Origin of the sequence: Crossiella sp. CA198 (assembly GCF_052078295.1) — a bacterium.
In the GTDB taxonomy this organism is placed as follows: domain Bacteria; phylum Actinomycetota; class Actinomycetes; order Mycobacteriales; family Pseudonocardiaceae; genus Crossiella.
The window spans coordinates 30,470-48,137 of the sequence record NZ_JBQJIM010000032.1 but is presented as its reverse complement, the minus strand read 5'-3'; the positions used below and the strand labels follow the sequence as shown (position 1 = coordinate 48,137).

Here is a 17,668-nt window from a genome sequence, read left to right as displayed (position 1 = left end):
CGCCCCGGTGTGCCGGGCGATGCCGCCTGCCCGGACAACGAAGGGACCGCCGACGGTGAACCCGTTCGACGACCAGGACGGCGCGTTCTTCGCGCTGCGCAACGACGAGGACCAGTACTCGCTGTGGCCCGTCGTGATCCCCGTTCCCGACGGCTGGACCGTGGTCTGCGAGGGCGCCAAGCAGGCCTGCGCCGACTACATCGACATCCACTGGACGGACCTGCGCCCGCGCAGCCTCGCCCAGGCCATGGACGGCCGGGCCCACCCCGTCGACATCCCCGGCACGAAGGGCCCCCGGAAGTGACTTCGCAGGCACCCCAGGATCTGGCTTCGGCCCGGCGGGAACTGTTGCGGCGCAAGCTGGCCGAGGCCAACCTGAGCACCCGGCCCACCGAATCCAAGCGCACCCCGGCTGGTTCGGAGTTCCCGCTCTCCCCCGGCCAGCAGCGCATGTGGTCGGTGCAGCAGCTGACGCCGGACACGGTGGCCTACAACGTGTTCATCGCCTTCGACCTCGATTCGGCCCTGGACCAGGAGACCCTGGGCGCCGCGCTGGAAGCGCTGGCGGACCGGCACGACATCCTGCGCACCACTTACCGGGCCACCGACGCGGGCGCAGTGCAGGTCGTGCACGAGCGGCTGCCGTTGTCCTTCGACTGGCGGGAGGCCGCGGCCGACGAGGTGGACGCGCTGGCGGTGGAGACCGCCCGGCACGTCTTCGACCTGGCCACCCAGGCCCCGGTGCGGGTGCGGCTGATCCGCACCTCCCCGCTGTCCTGCACGCTGGTCGTGGTGGGGCACCACATCGCCTGGGACGACGGCACCACCACCCTGTTCTTCCACGAGCTGCTGGCCGGGTACCGCCGGATCAGCACCGGCGCGCCACGCGTGGAGGCCGGGCCTGGGCTCCAGTACACCGACCTCGCGCCGGCCGGCGAGGCCCGCGCCGAGGGCGCCGCCTACTGGGCCGAGGCGCTGGCCCCGCTGCCCGAACTCATCGACCTGCCCGCGGTGGGCGGCCGGATGATCGCCGCGGACCAGCCAGGCGAGGAGCAGGCCCGGCTGCTGCACGCCGGGGCGGGCGCCAGGGTGCGGGCCTTCGCCCAGGCCGAGGGCGTGTCCTCGTTCATGGTGCTCTACGCCGCGACCGCGGCCCTGGTCTACCGCTACACCGGCGCCACCGACTTCCTCATCGGCGCGCCGGTGGTCAACCGCGATGTCGCGGGCGCGGACACCGTCATGGGTTATCTCGGCAACACGATTCCGTTGCGGGTCACCGTGAACGGCCGGGAGAGCTTCGCCGAGCTGGTCGCCAAGGCCCGCACCGCGTGTGTGCGGGGGTACGCGCACCAGGACGTCGAGCTGGACCAGATCGCCAAGGCCGCCGACCCGCGGCGGCTGCGCGCGGGCGCACCGTTGTTCAACCTGGTGTTGTCCTTGCGCAGCCCCATTCTGGACGTCTTCGCCGCGCACGGGCTGCACGCGACCAAGCGGCACCTGAGCAACGGCAGCGCGCGCTTCGACCTGACCCTGGCGGTGGAGGTCACCGGCGAGGACCTCACCGTGGAGGCCAACTACCCGGCCACCCCGGACGCGCGCCCGGTGATCGAGCGACTGCTCGGCCACTTCGACGCGCTGCTGGCCGCCGCGACCGCGAACCCGGCCACCCCGGTGGACCGGCTGCCGCTGCTCGGCGAAGCCGAACGACGGGAACTGGTCGAGACCTGGAACGCCACCGCGGTCGAGCACCCCGGCACCCTGCTGCCCGAACTGTTCCAGGCCCAGGCCCGGCGCACCCCCGAGGCCATCGCGGTGGTGTGCGAGGGCGTTTCGGTCGGCTACGCCGAGCTGAACGCCCGCGCCAACCGGCTCGCGCACCGGCTCGCCGCGCGCGGAGTCGGCCCGGAAGACCTTGTCGCGCTGGCGATCCCGCGGTCCGCGGAGCTGGTCGTGGCCACGCTGGCCGTGCTCAAGGCCGGTGCCGCCTACCTGCCGGTGGACCCGGCCTACCCGGCGGACCGGGTGCGCCTGATGCTCACCGACCCGGACCCCGTCCTGCTGCTGAGCACCGCCGCCACCGCGCTGCCAGTGCCCGAGGGCCTGCCGGTGCTGCTGCTGGAGGACGGGAGCGCCGGGTTCCCGGACACCGATCCGACCAACGCACACCGGGTCCGCCCGCTGCACCCAGACAACCCCGCCTACGTCATCTACACCTCCGGCTCCACCGGCGTGCCCAAGGGAGTGGTGATCACCCAGGACGCGCTGCGCAACCACCTGGCCTGGGCGGTGCGCGAGTTCCCCGGCCTGGCCGGGCACACCCTGATGCACTCCTCGGTGTCCTTCGACTTCTCGGTCACGCCCCTGTACGGACCGCTGATCACCGGCGGCACCCTGGAACTGTGCGAGGACTCCCTCGACGCCCTGGTCGGCGCCACCGGCGCGACCACCTTCCTCAAGGTCACCCCCAGCCACCTGCCACTGCTGGAGTCGGTGCGCTTCGCCGACGCGGGCTCCAAGTGCACGCTGGTGATCGCGGGCGAGGCCCTGCACGGCGAGGCGCTGTCCGGCTGGCGGGCCCCGCACGAGAACTTCGAGATCATCAACGAGTACGGCCCGACCGAGGCCACCGTGGGCTGTCTGCTGCACGGCCTGGGCACCGCCCGCGACCTGCCCGCCGGACCGGTGGCCATTGGCTCGCCGGTGGACAACACCTCGGTCTACGTGCTGGACCACACGCTGCGCCCGGTGCCGGTGGGCGTGGTCGGCGAACTCTACGTCGGCGGTGTCCAGGTGGCCCGCGGCTACCTCGGCCGCCGCGCGCTGACCGCCACCCGCTTCATCGCCAGCCCGTTCGCCGCCGGGCAACGGCTCTACCGCACCGGGGACCTGGTGCGCTGGCTGCCCAGTGGCGCGATCGACTTCCTGGGCCGCGCCGACGACCAGGTCAAGATCCGCGGCTTCCGGGTGGAACTCGGTGAGATCGAATCGGTGCTGGCCGGGCATCCCGCGGTCGGCCAGGTCGCGGTGCTCGCCCGCGAGGACGGTCCCGGCGCCCGCAGGCTGGTCGCCTACGTGGTGCCCGCCGCCGGGGCCACCGCGGACACCGCGGCCCTGCGCGAGCACGTGGCCGCGATGCTGCCGGACTACCTGGTGCCCGCCGCGTTCGTGGTCCTGGACGCCATGCCGCTCAACCCCTCCGGCAAAACCGACCGCCGCGCGCTGCCCGCGCCCGAGGTCGCCGCCGCCACCGAGAGCCGCGAACCCGCCACCGAACTGGAACGCGCGCTGTGCGAGCTGTTCGCCACCCTGCTCGGCCTGGACCGGGTCGGCCCGGAGGAGTCCTTCCTGGAACTGGGCGGCGACAGCATCGTGGCCATCCGGCTGGTCGGCAAGGCCCGCACCGCGGGCATCCGGCTCACCCCGGGTGATGTGTTCAGCCTGCGCACCCCCGCGGCCATCGCGGCCGCGAAAGCCGAGCAGGCGCAGGCGCCCGCGGCCGCGCCTGCCCTGGCCGAGGGCACCGGAGCGGTCCTGGCCACGCCGATCATGCGTTCCTTCGCCGAACGCGGCGCGCTGCTGTCCCACCACCACATGGCCGCGCTGCTGGAGATCCCGGCGCTGGCACAAACGCAGCTGCACACCGTGCTGCAGGCCGTGCTCGACCAGCACGACGCCCTGCGTGCCCGCCTGAGCGGGGACCTGTCCCTGCACATCCCGGCCAGGGGCACGCTGTCCGCCGCCGCGGTGACCCGCCGGGTGGCCGCCGCCGCGGACGGCCCCGAGCAGGTGGCCCGGGAACTGGCACAGGCCAGGTCCCGGCTGCGCCCACGGGACGGGATCATGGTGCAGGCCGTCTGGTTCGATCACGCAGGCCAGCCCGGTCAGCTACTGCTCGTGGTGCACCACCTGGCCATCGACGGGGTGTCCTGGCGGGTGCTCACCGGCGACCTCGCCCAGGCCTGGCAGGCCGTCGCCGAGCATCGCCCGATCACCCTGGAACCGGTGCCGACCTCCTTCCGCGCCTGGAGCCAGGGCCTGGCCGCCGCGGCCGGGAAACCCGAACGCGTCGCCGAGCTGCAACGCTGGCAGTCGGTGTTGCGGGGACCCGATCCGGAACCCGGCAGCCGCGCGCTGGACCCGGTGCGGGACCGCTGGTCCACCGTGCGCACCGTCAGCAGCACACTGCCCACCGAGATCACCGCCGCCGTGCTCAGCACGGTGCCCGCGGCCTTCTACGCCGGGGTCAACGACGTGCTGCTGGCCGCCTTCGGCCTCGCGGTCACCCGCTGGCGGGCCGATCGCGGCCAGGACGAACCCTCCGTGCTGCTCACCCTGGAAGGCCACGGCCGCCAGGAACAGGTGGTCGAGGGCGCCGAACTCGCCCGCACGGTCGGCTGGTTCACCAGCCAGCACCCGGTCCGGCTCGACCTCGCCGGACTGTCCATTGCAGACGCTCTCGCTGGCGGCCCGGCGGCGGGTGAGGCGATCAAGCGGGTCAAGGAAACCCTGCGCGAGGTCGCCGACCACGGCCTGGGCTACGGCATGCTGCGCCACCTCAACGAGTCCACCGCGGCCGGATTCGCCGCACTGCCCGAACCAAAACTGGCCTTCAACTACCTCGGCCGCTTCGACCAGGTCAGCGGCGGTGACTGGACCGTCGTGCCCGGCGGTCTCAGCGCGGGCTCGGACCCGGACATGCCGGCCGCGGTGCCGCTGGTGGTCAACGCGCTCACCGAGAACGGGCCGGACGGGCCGGTGCTCACCGCGCACTGGATGTTCCCGGCCGCCCTGTTCACCGACGAGCAGGTGCGCGAGATCGCCGAGGGCTGGAACGCGGCGCTGACCGCGATCACCCGGCACGCCGAGGACCCCGGCAGCGGCGGCCACACCCCCTCGGACCTGCCGCTGGTCTCCCTGGACCAGTCCCAGCTGGATTCGCTGGAGTCGAGGTGGGCGCGCTGATGGCCCCGCGATCCCGGATCCAGGACGTCCTGCCGCTGACCCCGCTGCAGGAGGGCCTGCTCTTCCACGCCCAGTACGACGAGCAGGGCGCCGATGTGTACGTGGCCCAGCTGGTGCTCGACCTGGACGGCCCGCTGGCGGCCGACCGCCTGCGCCGGGCCGCGCAGGCCCTGGTGGACCGGCACGGCTGCCTGCGCACCGCGTTCGTGCAGGACCTCGGCGACCCGGTCCAGGTGGTGCTCGCCGAGGTCACCGCGCCCTGGACCCAACTCGACCTGTCCGCGCTGACCGAGGCCGAACAGCAGGCCGAACTGGCCAGGATGCTGGCCGCCGACCGCGCCGACCGGTTCGACCTGACCCAGCCACCGCTGATCCGCTTCCAGCTGATCACGCTGGCGCCGCAGCGGCACCGGGTGGTGCTCACCAACCACCACCTGATCCTGGACGGCTGGTCCACCCCGCTGCTGATGAAGGACCTGTTCACCCTCTACGCGAACACCGGGCCGCTGCCGCCGGTGCGCCCGTACCGGGACTTCCTGGCCTGGCTCAACGGCCAGGATCGCGCGGCCTCGCTGCGTGCCTGGACCCGCGCCCTGGCCGGCGTCAGCGAGCCGACCCTGCTGGCCCCGCGCGCCGGTGCGGCGGGGGCGGTGCTGCCCGAGGAGGTCACCGCCACCGTCCCGGCCGAACTGACCGGGCGGCTGACCGCGCTGGCCCGCACGCACGGCGTCACCCTCAACACGGTCGTGCAGTCGGCCTGGGGTGTGTTGCTGGGCAAGCTGACTGGCCGCGACGACGTGGTCTTCGGCGCGACCGTCGCAGGCAGGCCACCGGAGCTGCCGGGCGTGGAATCCATGGTCGGGCTGTTCATCAACACCGTGCCGGTGCGGATCACGCTGGACCCGGCCGAGTCCGCCGCCGGGCTGCTGGTGCGGGTCCAGGCCGGGCAGAGCGACCTGCTGGACCACCAGCACCTCGGCCTGACCGAGATCCAGCGCGCCGCCGGGTTCACCGGGGGAGAGCTGTTCGACACGCTGACGGTGTTCGAGTCCTTCCCGTTCGACCGCTCCGGCATCACCGACCTGCAGCGCGCCAGTGGCCTCACCGCCACCGCCACCACCCGGCCGATCGCCACCCACTACGCGGTCACCCTGATGGTCGAACCCGGTGCGGGCACCCTGAACCTGACCCTCAAGCACCAGCCGGACCTGCTCACCGGTGCCGAGGCAGGCGCGATCGCGGACCGCCTGCTGCGGGTGCTGCGTTTCCTCGCCGACCGCCCGAGCGCACCGTTGGCGGGCCTGGACATCCGCACCGAGAACGAGCGGCGGCTGCTCACCCGGGACTGGCAGTCACCCGCCCTCGCGGTGCCGGAAACCACGCTGCACCGGCTGTTCCAGGTGCAGGCGCTGCGCAGCCCGGAGGCGGTGGCGGTGGTCTTCGGCGGCACCGAACTGACCTACGCCGAACTCGACGCCCGCTCCGACCACCTCGCGCAGCGCCTGCTCGCCGACGGCCCGCACGACCTGGTCGCCCTGGCCCTGCCCCGCTCGGCGGAGCTGGTGATCGCGGTCCTGGGCGTGCTCAAGGCCGGGGCCGCCTACCTGCCGCTGGACCCGGACTACCCCGAGGACCGCATCCGGCTGCTGCTGGCCGATGCCCGCCCCACCGCGCTGGTGACCACCGGCGCCCTGGACCTCCCGACCGGCCTGCCCACCCTGCGGATCACCGCCGAGGACCCGCCAGGCACCCCGGTGCCCGTGCTGGTGGACCCGGACGATCCGGCCTACCTCATCCACACCTCCGGCTCCACCGGCCACCCCAAGGGCGTGCTGGTGAGCCATCGCAACGTGGTCGCCCTGCTCACCGCGGCCGAGGCGCACTTCGACTTCGGCGGCGACGACGTGTGGACGCTGTTCCACTCCTGCACCTTCGACTTCTCGGTGTGGGAGCTGTGGGGGCCGCTCACCACCGGCGGCGCCCTGATCGTGGTGCCCAAGGACGTGGCCCGCTCCGCCGAGGACTTCCTCGACTTGCTGGTCGAACACCGGGTCACCGTGCTCAACCAGACCCCGAGCGCCTTCTACCAGCTCGCCGACACCGCCAGCGCCGACGACCGGCCGCTGGCCCTGCGCACGGTGATCCTCGGCGGCGAGCAGCTGGAACCGGCCCGGCTCGTCGGCTGGCAGCAGCGGTTCCCGGACGGGCCGCGGCTGGTCAACATGTACGGCATCACCGAGACCACCGTGCACGTCACGGTGACCGACCTGCCCGGCGGCGCGGGCGCGGCCAGCCCGATCGGGCGGGGACTGCCCGGTCTCGGCGTGCACCTGCTCGACTCCGCCCTGGCGCCGGTGCCGCCAGGGGTCACCGGCGAGGTCTACGTCAGCGGCGACCAGCTCGCCCGCGGCTACCTCGGCAGGCCCGGCCTGACCGCCACCCGGTTCATCGCCAGCCCCTTCGGCGACGGCGAACGCCTGTACCGCACCGGCGACCTGGCGCGCTGGACCCCGGCCGGGGAACTGGACTTCATCGGCCGCGCCGACGAGCAGGTCAAGATCCGCGGCTTCCGGATCGAACCCGGCGAGATCACCGCAGTGCTGCTCACCCACCCCGCGGTACGCCAGGCCGTGGTGATCGCCCGCGACGCCGCCCTGATCGCCTACGTCGTCCTGCCCAGCGACCTCCCGATCGCCGGGCTGCGCGCGCACCTCGCGGCCGCCCTGCCCGAGCACATGCTGCCGTCGGCCTTCGTCCGGCTCGACGCGTTCCCGTTGACCGGCAACGGAAAACTCGACCGGGCCGCGTTGCCCGCCCCCGACTTCGCCGCCCAGGTCAGCACCCGCGACCCGGCCGGTCCGATCGAGGAGGCCCTGTGCGGCCTGCTCGCCGAAGTCCTGCGCCTGGACCGGGTCGGCCCGGAGGACTCCTTCTTCGAGTTCGGCGGCCATTCCCTGCTGGCCACCAGACTCATCGCCAAGGTCCGCTCGACGCTGGCCGCCGAACTGTCCATCCGGGACGTCTTCGAGGCCCCCACCGCGGCCGGGCTGGCCCGCCGCCTCGGCGAACGCCGCCGACCCGCCCTGCGGCCCGCACCCCGGCCCGAGGTGGTGCCGCTGTCCCCTGCGCAGCAACGACTGTGGTTCCTGGACGAGCTGCACGGCCCCAACGCCACCTACAACGTGCCCGTCGCCCTGCGCCTGACCGGCGAACTGGACGTCACCGCCCTCAACGCCGCGTTGCGGGACATCCAGGCCCGGCACGAAACCCTGCGCACGATCTTCCCGGCCACCGGCGGCGTGCCCCGGCAACAGGTCCTGGACATCGGCCTGGCCTGGCGCGACCTGCCGGTGCTCGACCTCGCCGAGGCGGACCTGCCAGCCGCACTCGACGCCGACCGGGAGCACCGGTTCCGGCTGGCCGGACAACCACCCCTGCACGCCCGGCTGTTCCGCCTCGGCGCGCGGGAGCACGTGCTGTCCCTGGTGCTGCACCACATCGCCGCCGACGAGTGGTCCATCCGCCCGCTGCTGCGCGATCTGGCCACCGCCTACGCCGCCAGGGCGACCGGGGCCGCCCCGGACTTCGCGCCACTGCCGGTCCAGTACGCCGACTACACCCTCTGGCAGCGCGCACTGCTCGACGAGCGGCACGAGGTCAGCGCCCAGCAGTCCGCCTTCTGGTCCTCCACATTGGACGGACTGCCCGCGGAGCTGCCGTTGCCCACCGACCGGCCGCGGCCGAACGTGCCGGGCCAGCGCGGCGGTGTGGTGGAACTCGTGCTGCCCGCCGGACTCACCCGCGGCCTGCGCGCACTGGCCGCCCGGTGCGGGGCAACGGAGTTCATGGCCGCGCAGGCCGCCGCCGCGATCCTGCTGCACAAGCTCGGCGCGGGCACCGACCTGCCGATCGGGGCCCCGATCGCCGGGCGCACCGAGGAGGCCGTGACCGAGGCGGTCGGGTTCTTCGTCAACACCCTGGTGCTGCGCAACGACCTCAGCGGCGACCCGGCCCTGCGCGAGGTGCTGGACCGGGTCCGGGACACCGCGCTGGCCGCCTACGCCAACCAGGACCTGCCCTTCGGCCGGGTGGTCGACCTGATCGGCCCGGAACGCTCCCCGGCCCGGCACCCGCTGTTCCAGACCATGGTGTCCTATCAGCACCGCGCGGACATCCCCGGCTGGGACGGCGGCATCGAGGTCAGCCGGGTGCCGAACCCGTTGCGATCGGCCAAGTTCGACCTGTCCTTCGACTTCGACGACCAGTCCGGCTCCGACCGGATCACCCTGGCACTGCGCTACAGCGAGGACCTGTTCGACCGCGCCACCGCCGCCACGCTGGCCGAGCGCTACCTGCGCGTGCTCACCGCCCTGATCGACTCCCCGGCCTCCCGTCTGTCCACTGTGGACATTCTGGAGCCTGCCGAGCGGCAGCGGATCCTGCACGAGTGGAACAACACCGCCGAACCGGTCGTGCAGACCACCCTGACCGAACTGGTCGCCGACCAGGTCCGGCGGCGACCGGATGCCATCGCGGTGGAATCCGGCGACCGCACGCTGACCTACGCCGAACTCGACCGGCTCGCCGCCCAGGTCGCGCACCACCTCCTCGCCGAGGGCATCGGCCAGGAGGACATCGTCGGCCTGCACCTGGACCGCTCACCCGAGCTGATCGCCGCCCTGCTCGGCGTGCTGCGCGCCGGGGCCGCGTTCGTGCCCCTGGAACCGGCCTGGCCTGCCGAACGGATCACCGGCATCTGCGCCACCGCCGGACTCGCCGCGGTGCTCACCGAGCAGCCCGACGAGCTGATCGCCCCCGCCGGAGTCCGGGTCACCACCCTGGCCGACTGCCTGCGCGGCCCGGCTCTGGATCCGGCGCACCCGCACGCGCACCCGCGCTCGCTGGCCTACGTCATCTACACCTCCGGCTCCACCGGCACGCCCAAGGGCGCGATGATCGTGCACACCGCGATCTGCGCCCGCCTGCGGTGGCAACAGGGCAAACTGGAGTTCGGCCCCGGTGACGCCGCGCTGTTCAAGGCCCCGCTGGGCTTCGACATCTCCATCAACGAGATCTTCCTGCCCCTGGTCACCGGCGCCCGCCTGGTGATCGCCGAACCCGGCGGCGAACGCGACAGCGAGTACCTGCTCGGCCTGATCGCCCGGCGCCGGGTGACCTTCGCCTACATCGTCTCCTCGATGCTGGACACGATGGTCCGGCTGGACCGCTTCGCCGAACAGGCCGCCTCGCTGCGGCACCTGTGGTGCGGCGGCGAGGTGTTCGGGCCCGAGCTGTTCCGCCGCCTGCGCGCCAAGCACGACTGCCACGTCATCCACGGCTACGGCCCGGCCGAGGCCACCATCGGCGTCAGCCAGGAGTCCTACCCGCCCGGCCAGGACTGCGGCGAGATGACCATCGGCGTGCCCAACCCCAACACCCAGCTCTACGTGCTCGACCACGCGCTCAACCCGGTCCCGGCCGGGGTGCCCGGCGAGCTGTACGCCGGTGGCCTGTTGCTGGGCCGCGGTTATCTGCTGGATCCCGGTCAGACCGCGTCCCGGTTCGTGGCCAACCCGTTCACCCCCGGCGCCCGGCTCTACCGCACCGGCGACCTCGCCCGGTGGCGAGCGGACGGACGGCTGGAATTCCTGGGACGCGCGGACAACCAGGTCAAGATCCGCGGCAGGCGGATCGAGCTGGAGGAGATCGAGGCTGCCCTGGCCACCCACGCCGCCGTCCGCCAGGCCGCGGTGACCGTGGGGCAGGCCCCCGGCGGGGCACAGCACCTCATCGGCTACTGCGCGGTGGAGGCCGGGCTCACCGAGACCGCCCTGCGGGCCTGGCTGGACCAGCGGCTGCCCGGATACCTGGTGCCCACCGTGCTGGTCCTGCTCGACGCGCTGCCGCTGACCAGGGCGGGCAAGGTCGATCGCCGCGCACTGCCCGAACCCGCCTTCGCCGGCGCGGGCTACCGGGCCCCGGACACCGAGGCGGAACGGGTGCTGTGCGCGTTGTTCGCCGACCTGCTCAGCGTGGCGCGGGTAGGCGTGGACGACTCGTTCTTCGCCCTCGGCGGGGACAGCATCCTCTCCGTCCAGCTCATCAGCCGGGCCCGCGCGGCCGGACTGTCGATCACCGCAAGAGACGTCTTCGAGCACCCCACGGTGGCCGCGCTGGCCGCCGCCACACCCGCCACACCCGCCGCGGCGGGAGATCCGATCGGCCTGGCTCCGGCGACCCCGATCCTGCATCAGGTCACCGGACGCGGCGGGGACTTCGACCGGTTCACCCAGTCCGCCTGGCTGATCGTGCCACCCGGACTGCCCGGCGACGGTCTCGCCGCGGTAGCTCAGTCCATTGTGGACACGCACGACGCGCTGCGCTCCCGGTACACACCAGGACCGGTGCTGGAGGTGCTGCCCCGCGGCGCGGTCACCGCGGCATCCCTGGTTCGCCGGGTCGAAGCCACCGCGGACCCGCTGGCCGAGTTCGACCGCGCCCTGGCCCGCCTGGACCTGGCGGGCGGCGTGACCCTGCAACTCGTCTGGTTCGACGCGGGCGCGGAACCCGGACGGCTGCTGGTGCTCGCGCACCACCTGGTCGTCGACGGCATCTCCTGGCGGCTGCTCACCCACGACCTCGCCCAGGCCTGGGCCGCGGTCACCGCGGGAGCGCCACCGGAACTGGCACCGGCGGCGACCTCCTGGCGGCAGTGGGCGATGGCCCTGGCCGAGCAGGCCGGGCAACCCGGCCGGGCGGCGGAACTGCCGCGGTGGCAGGCCATGCTGGCCACCGCGCAACCGCCGCTGGGCGAACGCCCGCTCGACCCGGCCCGCGACACCTGGGCACAGGCCCGCACCGAGGTCGGCACCCTGCCGGTCCCGCTCACCACGGCTCTGCTCGACACCGCCCGCGACCAGGGGGTGCCGGTCAGCGACCTGCTCATCGCCGCACTGGCAGGCGCGATCGCCCGGCACCACGCGAATCCCGGGCCAGTGCTGCTGAGCCTGGAACGCCACGGCCGCCACGAGGAAGCCGTGCCCGGCACGGACCTCGCCCGCACCGTGGGCTGGTTCACCGCCGAGCACCCGCTGCTGGTGGAGACCACCGGCGGCGACCTGGCCACGCTGGCCCGCCGCGTCGGCGAAACCCTTGCCGCACTGCCGGATCGCGGTCTGGGCTATGGGATTCTCCGGCACCTCGACCCGGACACCGCGGACAAGCTCCGCGATCTGCCGGCGCCGCGGCTGCGGTTCAACTACCTCGGCCGGACCCCGGTCACCGGTGGACTGTGGACCAGGTCACCGGAGTTCGACACCGCCGCCGCCTGCCGCGCGGCCCAGCACGGCCTGCCACTCGCGGTGACCCTGGACGTCACCGCGATCATCGAGGACACCCCGGACGGACCGCGGCTGCGGACCTCGTGGACCCACCCGCACACCATCCTGGCCCCGGCCGCCGTCGCGGCGATCACCTTGGGGTGGCAGGACATTCTCGGCGCTTACGCCCAGCAGACAGGAGAGTCGATCCGATGACCGCCCCCGAGATCCCGTTCGTCGTCGAAGGCGACGGCGGTTCCGCGGCCGCGCACCTGGCCGCGCACCGGCCGGAACTGCGCCGCAAGCTCACCGAGCACGGCGCGCTGCTGCTGCGCGGCTTCGCCGTCGGCGGAGTGGACGGGTTCGAGGCGTGTGTCCAGGAGTTCTCCGGCGCGCCACTGACCTACACCGAGCAGTCCAGCCCGCGCAGCGTGATCAAGGGCAAGGTCTACACCTCCACCGAGTACCCGGCCAACGCCGAGATCCCGCTGCACAACGAGATGTCCTACCAGGCCGTGTGGCCGATGGTGCTCTACTTCCACTGCGTCACCCCGCCGGAGACCCAGGGCGCCACCCCGCTGGCCTCGGTGCGCGCGGTCCACGAGGCCATCGACCCGGCGGTGCGCGAGGAGTTCCGCGGCCGCAAGTGGTCGGTGGTGCGCAACTACGGCAACGACATCGGCCTGCGCTGGTGGCAGGTCTTCGGCACCGAGGACCGGGCCGAGGTGCAACGCCAGTGCGCCACCGGCGGCCTGCACGCGGAATGGCAGCCGGACAACGGGTTGCGCACCCGCGCGGTGCGCGAGCCGATCCACCGGCACCCGGTCACCGGCGCCGAGGTGTGGTTCAACCACGTGGTCCTGTTCCACAACAGCAGCCTGCCCGCGGAGATCCGGGAGAGCATGCTGGAGATCTACGGCGAGGACGGCCTGCCCAGCAACACCTACTACGGCGACGGCGGCACCATCCCCGACGATGTGGTGGACCACCTGCGCCAGGCCTACCGCTCGGCCAGCACCCGCTTCGACTACCAGCGGGACGATGTGGTGCTGGTGGACAACATGCTCGTCGCGCACGGACGGGAGCCCTTCACCGGCCCGCGCAAGATCGCGGTGGCGATGGGGGAGTCCTCCGCGGCCTTCGCGGCCGCCGGGTGAGCGCTGCGGTGACCCCGATCGACCCCAGCGCGCGATCCCGCGGCGGGGCCGTGCGCTGGGGTGGGCTCGTGGTGGCCGTGGCCGCGCTCGTCCTGCTGTGCGCGCTGAGCATCTCCGTTGGCGCGCGGGACATCCCGCTGTCCTCGGTGTGGCAGCTGCTCTGGCAGGACGACGGCGGCGATGACGCCTTCGCCGTGCACGAGGTCCGGATCCCGCGCACCGTGCTCGGCCTGCTCGTGGGCGCCGCGCTCGGGCTGGCCGGGGCGCTGATGCAGGCGCTGGTACGTAACCCGCTGGCCGATCCCGGGCTGCTCGGGGTGAACGCGGGCGCCTCCACCGCGGTGGTGCTCGCGATCACCCTGGGCGTGAGCAGCCCCTCGGCCTACGTCTACTTCGCCATCCTCGGCGCGGGCGCGGTGTCGGTGGCGGTGTACCTGCTGGGCTCGGCGGGCCGGGCGAGCAGCCCGGACCGGCTGGTGCTGGCCGGAGTGGCGCTGACCGCGGCGCTGGGCGCGCTGGTCACCGTGCTGCTCTTCCTTGACCAGCAGCGGCTGGACCAGTTCCGGTTCTGGGCGGTCGGTTCACTGGCCGGACGCAAGATCGACGTGGTCTGGCAGCTCGGCCCGGTCCTGGCCATCGGCATCCTGCTCGCGCTGCTGATGGCCCGCCCGCTCAACGCGGTCGCCCTCGGCGAGACCACCGGCCGCGCCCTTGGCGTGCACCTCGGCCGGACCAGACTGGTCACCGCGGTCGCGGTCGCGCTGCTGTGCGGGGCGGCCACCGCGGCGGCGGGCCCGATCGGGTTCGTCGGTCTCACCGTGCCGCACGTGGCCCGCCTGATCACCGGCCCCGACCAGCGCTGGGTGGCGGCCTACTCGCTGCTGCTCGCGCCGATCCTGTTGCTGGGCGCGGACATCATCGGCCGGATCATCGCCCTGCCCGGCGAGCTGGAGGTCGGCATCGTCACCGCGTTCCTTGGCGTGCCGGTCTTCCTCGCGCTGATCCAGCGACGGCAGGTGGCCACGCTGTGACCATGACCAGACACCGGGTGCTGCGTTCCCCGGCAGGGCGGGTCTCGCTGCGCTGGCACAACCGGGCGCTGTGGGTGGCCGCGCTGCTGGTGCTGGCCCTGCTCGCGCTCGGCCTGTGGACCATGCTCACCGGCACCTACCGGGCCACCGCGGCCGAGGTGCTGAGCACCATCTTCGGCAACGGGCCCAAGGGGCTGGAGTACACCGTCAACCAGCTCCGCACGCCCCGGCTGCTCGCCGCGGTCGCGGTCGGCCTGGCCCTGGGCCTGGCCGGATCGGTGTTCCAGAGCACCGCCCGCAACCCGCTGGCCAGTCCGGATCTGATCGGGTTCTCCACCGGCACCGCCACCGGCGCGCTGCTGGTGATCCTGGCGCTGCAGGGCGGTTCCACCCAGATCGCGCTCGGCGCCTTCGGCGGCGGCCTGGCCACCGCGCTGGTGATCTACCTGCTGGCCGCCCGGCGCGGGCTCAGCGGGTACCGGATCGTGCTCACCGGCGTGGGGATCAACGCCCTGCTGGAAGCGGTCAACGCCTACCTGCTCACCCGGGCCGACATCGTGGACGCCCAGGCCGCGCACCGGTGGCTGGCCGGCAGCCTCAACGAGGTCCGCTGGGACACCCTGCTGCCGCCACTGCTGGTGCTGGCCGTGCTGCTGCCGCTCACCGTGGCCCAGGGCAGACGGCTGGCCCAGCTCGAACTCGGCGACGAACTCGCCAAGGCCCTGGGCATGTCGGTGGGCCGGGGCAGGCTGGCGTTGCTGTTGCTGGGCGTCGCCCTGGTCGCGATCGCCACCGCCATCGCGGGCCCGGTCGCCTTCGTCGCACTGGCCGCCCCGCAACTGGCCCGCAGACTCGCCCGCGCGGCCACCCCCGGCCTGGCGAGTTCGGCGCTGATGGGCGCGGTGATCGTGGTGGCCAGCGACCTGCTCACCCAGCGGGCCCTGGCACCCGTCCAGCTGCCGGTCGGCGTGGGCACCGCGGCGATCGGCGGGCTGTACCTGGCCTGGTTGCTGATCGTCCACATCAGACGGCCGCGCTGACCGCGCGCCGTGCACAGAAAGAGGGAGAACGCATGCGAGTCGCGATGTTCGGGTACCAGACCTGGGGGCATCGGACCCTGCGCGCGCTGCTGGCGTCCGAACACGAGGTCGTGCTGGTGGTGACCCATCCCAAGAGCGACCATGCCTACGAGAAGATCTGGGACGACTCGGTCGCCGACCTGGCCGCCGAGCACGGGGTGCCGGTCGTGCTGGCCAACCGGCCCGATGAGGAGCTGGTGTCCCGGCTCAAGGAGGCCGACCCGGACATCAACGTGGCCAACAACTGGCGCACCTGGCTGCCGCCGGAGATCTACGACCTGCCCCGCCACGGCACCCTCAACGTGCACGACTCCCTGCTCCCGGCCTACGCCGGGTTCTCCCCGCTGATCTGGGCCCTGATCAACGGCGAACCCGAGGTCGGCGTCACCGCGCACATGATGGACGAGATCCTCGACGCCGGTCCGATCGTCGCCCAGCGCGCCATCCCGGTCGGCCCCAGGGACACCACCACCGACCTGTTCCACCGCACCGTCGACCTGATCGGCCCGATCGTCGTCGAGGCCCTGGCCGCCATCGCCGCCGGCCGCCCCACCCTCACCCCCCAGGACCAGACCAAGGCGTCCTTCTTCCACAAACGGTCCACTGTGGACAGTCTTATCGACTGGACCTGGACCGCCGAGGAGATCGACCGCCTCATCCGCGCCCAGTGCGACCCCTACCCCAACGCCTTCACCTTCCACAAGGGCAACCGCCTGCGCATCACCAAGGCCTCGGTGTCACAAGGCCGCTACGGCGGCACTCCAGGACGCGTGTTCATCAAGGAAGCCAACGGCATCGTCATCGTCGCGGGAGCCGATGCCCGCCGGGGCCGCAACCACGGCCTGCTGATCGAAGAGGTCCGCACCGAGGACGGCATCACCCACGCCGCCACCGAGTACTTCACCACCATGGGCGGCTACCTCACCCCACAACCCTGACCGGAATTCTTCCTACCCGACAAGGTGATCCATGAACAATCCCGCTCCCGGCCCGTCCCGCCTGAGCCGCAGGCGGTTCCTCTCGGTCAGCGCCGCCGCACTGGGCTCGGCCGCGCTGCTGGGCGCCTGCGCCGAGTCCGCCCCGAAGGAAACCCAGCCTCCCGCCGGCACTCCCGGCGGCGGCAAGTTCCCGGTCACGGTGGAGGACGGCTTCGGCCAGGTGACCATCGACAAGGCCCCGTCCCGGGTGCTCTCCCTCGGCCGCACCGACCACGATGTCCTGCTGGCCCTGGGCATCGTCCCGGTCGGCGTGCACCAGTTCGTCCCGCAGATGACCCGCGGCGTGGGTGTCTGGGCCGAGAAGGCCCTCGGCGGCAGCACGCCGAAGTTCTTCCGCCCGCCGGTGAACTTCGAGCAGGTCGGCAACCTCGAACCCGACCTCATCGTCAACGTCCAGTCCCAGGGCAAGGAAGACGAGTACCGCACCCTGTCCGGCATCACCACCACGGTCGGCCTGCCCAAGGGCGTCAAACCGAACCAGGTGTCCTGGCGCCAGTCCACCGAACTGATCTCCAAGGCGGTCGGCAAGGAAGCCGAGGGCAAGGCGCTCATCACCGCCACCGAGGAGCGCCTGCGCAAGGCCGCCCAGGACAACCCGTCGTTCAAGGACCGCACGGTCTCGATCCTGCTGGCCTACGCTGGCAAGGTCGGCGTCTACACCCCCAATGACACCCGCATGCAGGTGGTCACCGCCCTGGGCCTGGTCCCGTCCCCGTTCGTCAAGGGCCTGGGCACCAACGACTACTTCGTCGACGTCTCCGCGGAAACCCTGGCCAACGCCAACGCGGATGTGGTCATCGTGCTGAGCCAGCAGGGCATGCCGATGAAGGACGCCTTCGCCCAGTACCCGCAGATCGCCCGCATGGCCGCCAACGCCGAGGGGCGCATGGTCTATCCGGAGGACCCGAACGTGGGCCTGGCGCTGTCGGCGGCCTCGGTGCTGAGCATCCCGTACGCGGTGGACGCCCTGGTCCCGCTGATCAAGCAGAAGCTGCGCTGACACCCCGCTTCGGGCTCCGGCGGCGGACCGGCCCGCGACACGGTGGAAACACCGCGCCACGGGCCGGTCCACGCTGGCGGCCCAACAGGCCGCCCAAGATAGGGGCCCAACCGACCGCCGTG

General features: G+C 72.8%; 8 protein-coding genes. All 8 read left to right on the top strand.

Annotated features, from left to right (window positions below; genetic code table 11):
• Positions 1 to 55: 55 nt before the first annotated feature.
• The 8 genes from ACTOWY_RS38630 to ACTOWY_RS38595 are packed head-to-tail and all read left to right on the top strand — an operon-like array spanning position 56 to position 17,546.
• Positions 56 to 304, top strand: a complete 249-nt coding sequence (locus tag ACTOWY_RS38630; RefSeq protein WP_441314549.1) for an MbtH family protein — start codon at positions 56 to 58, stop codon at positions 302 to 304.
• A complete protein-coding gene (locus ACTOWY_RS38625; RefSeq protein WP_441314548.1) occupies positions 301 to 4,962 on the top strand; it encodes an amino acid adenylation domain-containing protein in 4,662 nt (1,553 codons plus the stop codon). Before ACTOWY_RS38630 ends, ACTOWY_RS38625 begins: the two co-directional genes overlap by 4 nt.
• Positions 4,962 to 12,497 (top strand): amino acid adenylation domain-containing protein, encoded by a 7,536-nt coding sequence (locus ACTOWY_RS38620; RefSeq protein WP_441314547.1) that lies wholly within the window; start codon positions 4,962 to 4,964, stop codon positions 12,495 to 12,497. The genes ACTOWY_RS38625 and ACTOWY_RS38620 overlap by 1 nt, the downstream gene beginning before the upstream one ends.
• Positions 12,494 to 13,438 carry a TauD/TfdA family dioxygenase gene (locus ACTOWY_RS38615; RefSeq protein WP_441314546.1) on the top strand — a complete coding sequence of 315 codons (945 nt, stop codon included), beginning with the start codon at positions 12,494 to 12,496 and terminating at the stop codon, positions 13,436 to 13,438. Before ACTOWY_RS38620 ends, ACTOWY_RS38615 begins: the two co-directional genes overlap by 4 nt.
• An 8-nt stretch (positions 13,439 to 13,446) precedes the next feature.
• Positions 13,447 to 14,469 carry a FecCD family ABC transporter permease gene (locus ACTOWY_RS38610; protein WP_441314545.1) on the top strand — a complete coding sequence of 341 codons (1,023 nt, stop codon included), beginning with the start codon at positions 13,447 to 13,449 and terminating at the stop codon, positions 14,467 to 14,469.
• 2 nt (positions 14,470 to 14,471) lie between these two features.
• Complete coding sequence (locus ACTOWY_RS38605; protein ID WP_441314544.1) at positions 14,472 to 15,509, top strand: FecCD family ABC transporter permease; 1,038 nt, start codon at positions 14,472 to 14,474, stop codon at positions 15,507 to 15,509.
• Positions 15,510 to 15,541: 32 nt separating this feature from the next.
• Positions 15,542 to 16,486, top strand: coding sequence for a methionyl-tRNA formyltransferase (locus ACTOWY_RS38600; RefSeq protein WP_441314543.1), 945 nt, complete (start codon positions 15,542 to 15,544; stop codon positions 16,484 to 16,486).
• A 31-nt stretch (positions 16,487 to 16,517) separates the two neighbouring features.
• Complete coding sequence (locus ACTOWY_RS38595) at positions 16,518 to 17,546, top strand: ABC transporter substrate-binding protein (protein ID WP_441314542.1); 1,029 nt, start codon at positions 16,518 to 16,520, stop codon at positions 17,544 to 17,546.
• The last annotated feature ends 122 nt before the right edge of the window (positions 17,547 to 17,668 follow it).

What these genes read in the sequence shown, in the direction of transcription:
- ACTOWY_RS38620 (WP_441314547.1), top strand. Translation starts at nt 4,962, where the DNA reads ATGGCCCCGCGATCCCGGATCCAGGACGTCCTGCCGCTGACCCCGCTG.
- ACTOWY_RS38615 (WP_441314546.1), top strand. Translation starts at nt 12,494, where the DNA reads ATGACCGCCCCCGAGATCCCGTTCGTCGTCGAAGGCGACGGCGGTTCC.
- ACTOWY_RS38605 (WP_441314544.1), top strand. Translation starts at nt 14,472, where the DNA reads ATGACCAGACACCGGGTGCTGCGTTCCCCGGCAGGGCGGGTCTCGCTG.
- ACTOWY_RS38600 (WP_441314543.1), top strand. Translation starts at nt 15,542, where the DNA reads ATGCGAGTCGCGATGTTCGGGTACCAGACCTGGGGGCATCGGACCCTG.
- ACTOWY_RS38595 (WP_441314542.1), top strand. Translation starts at nt 16,518, where the DNA reads ATGAACAATCCCGCTCCCGGCCCGTCCCGCCTGAGCCGCAGGCGGTTC.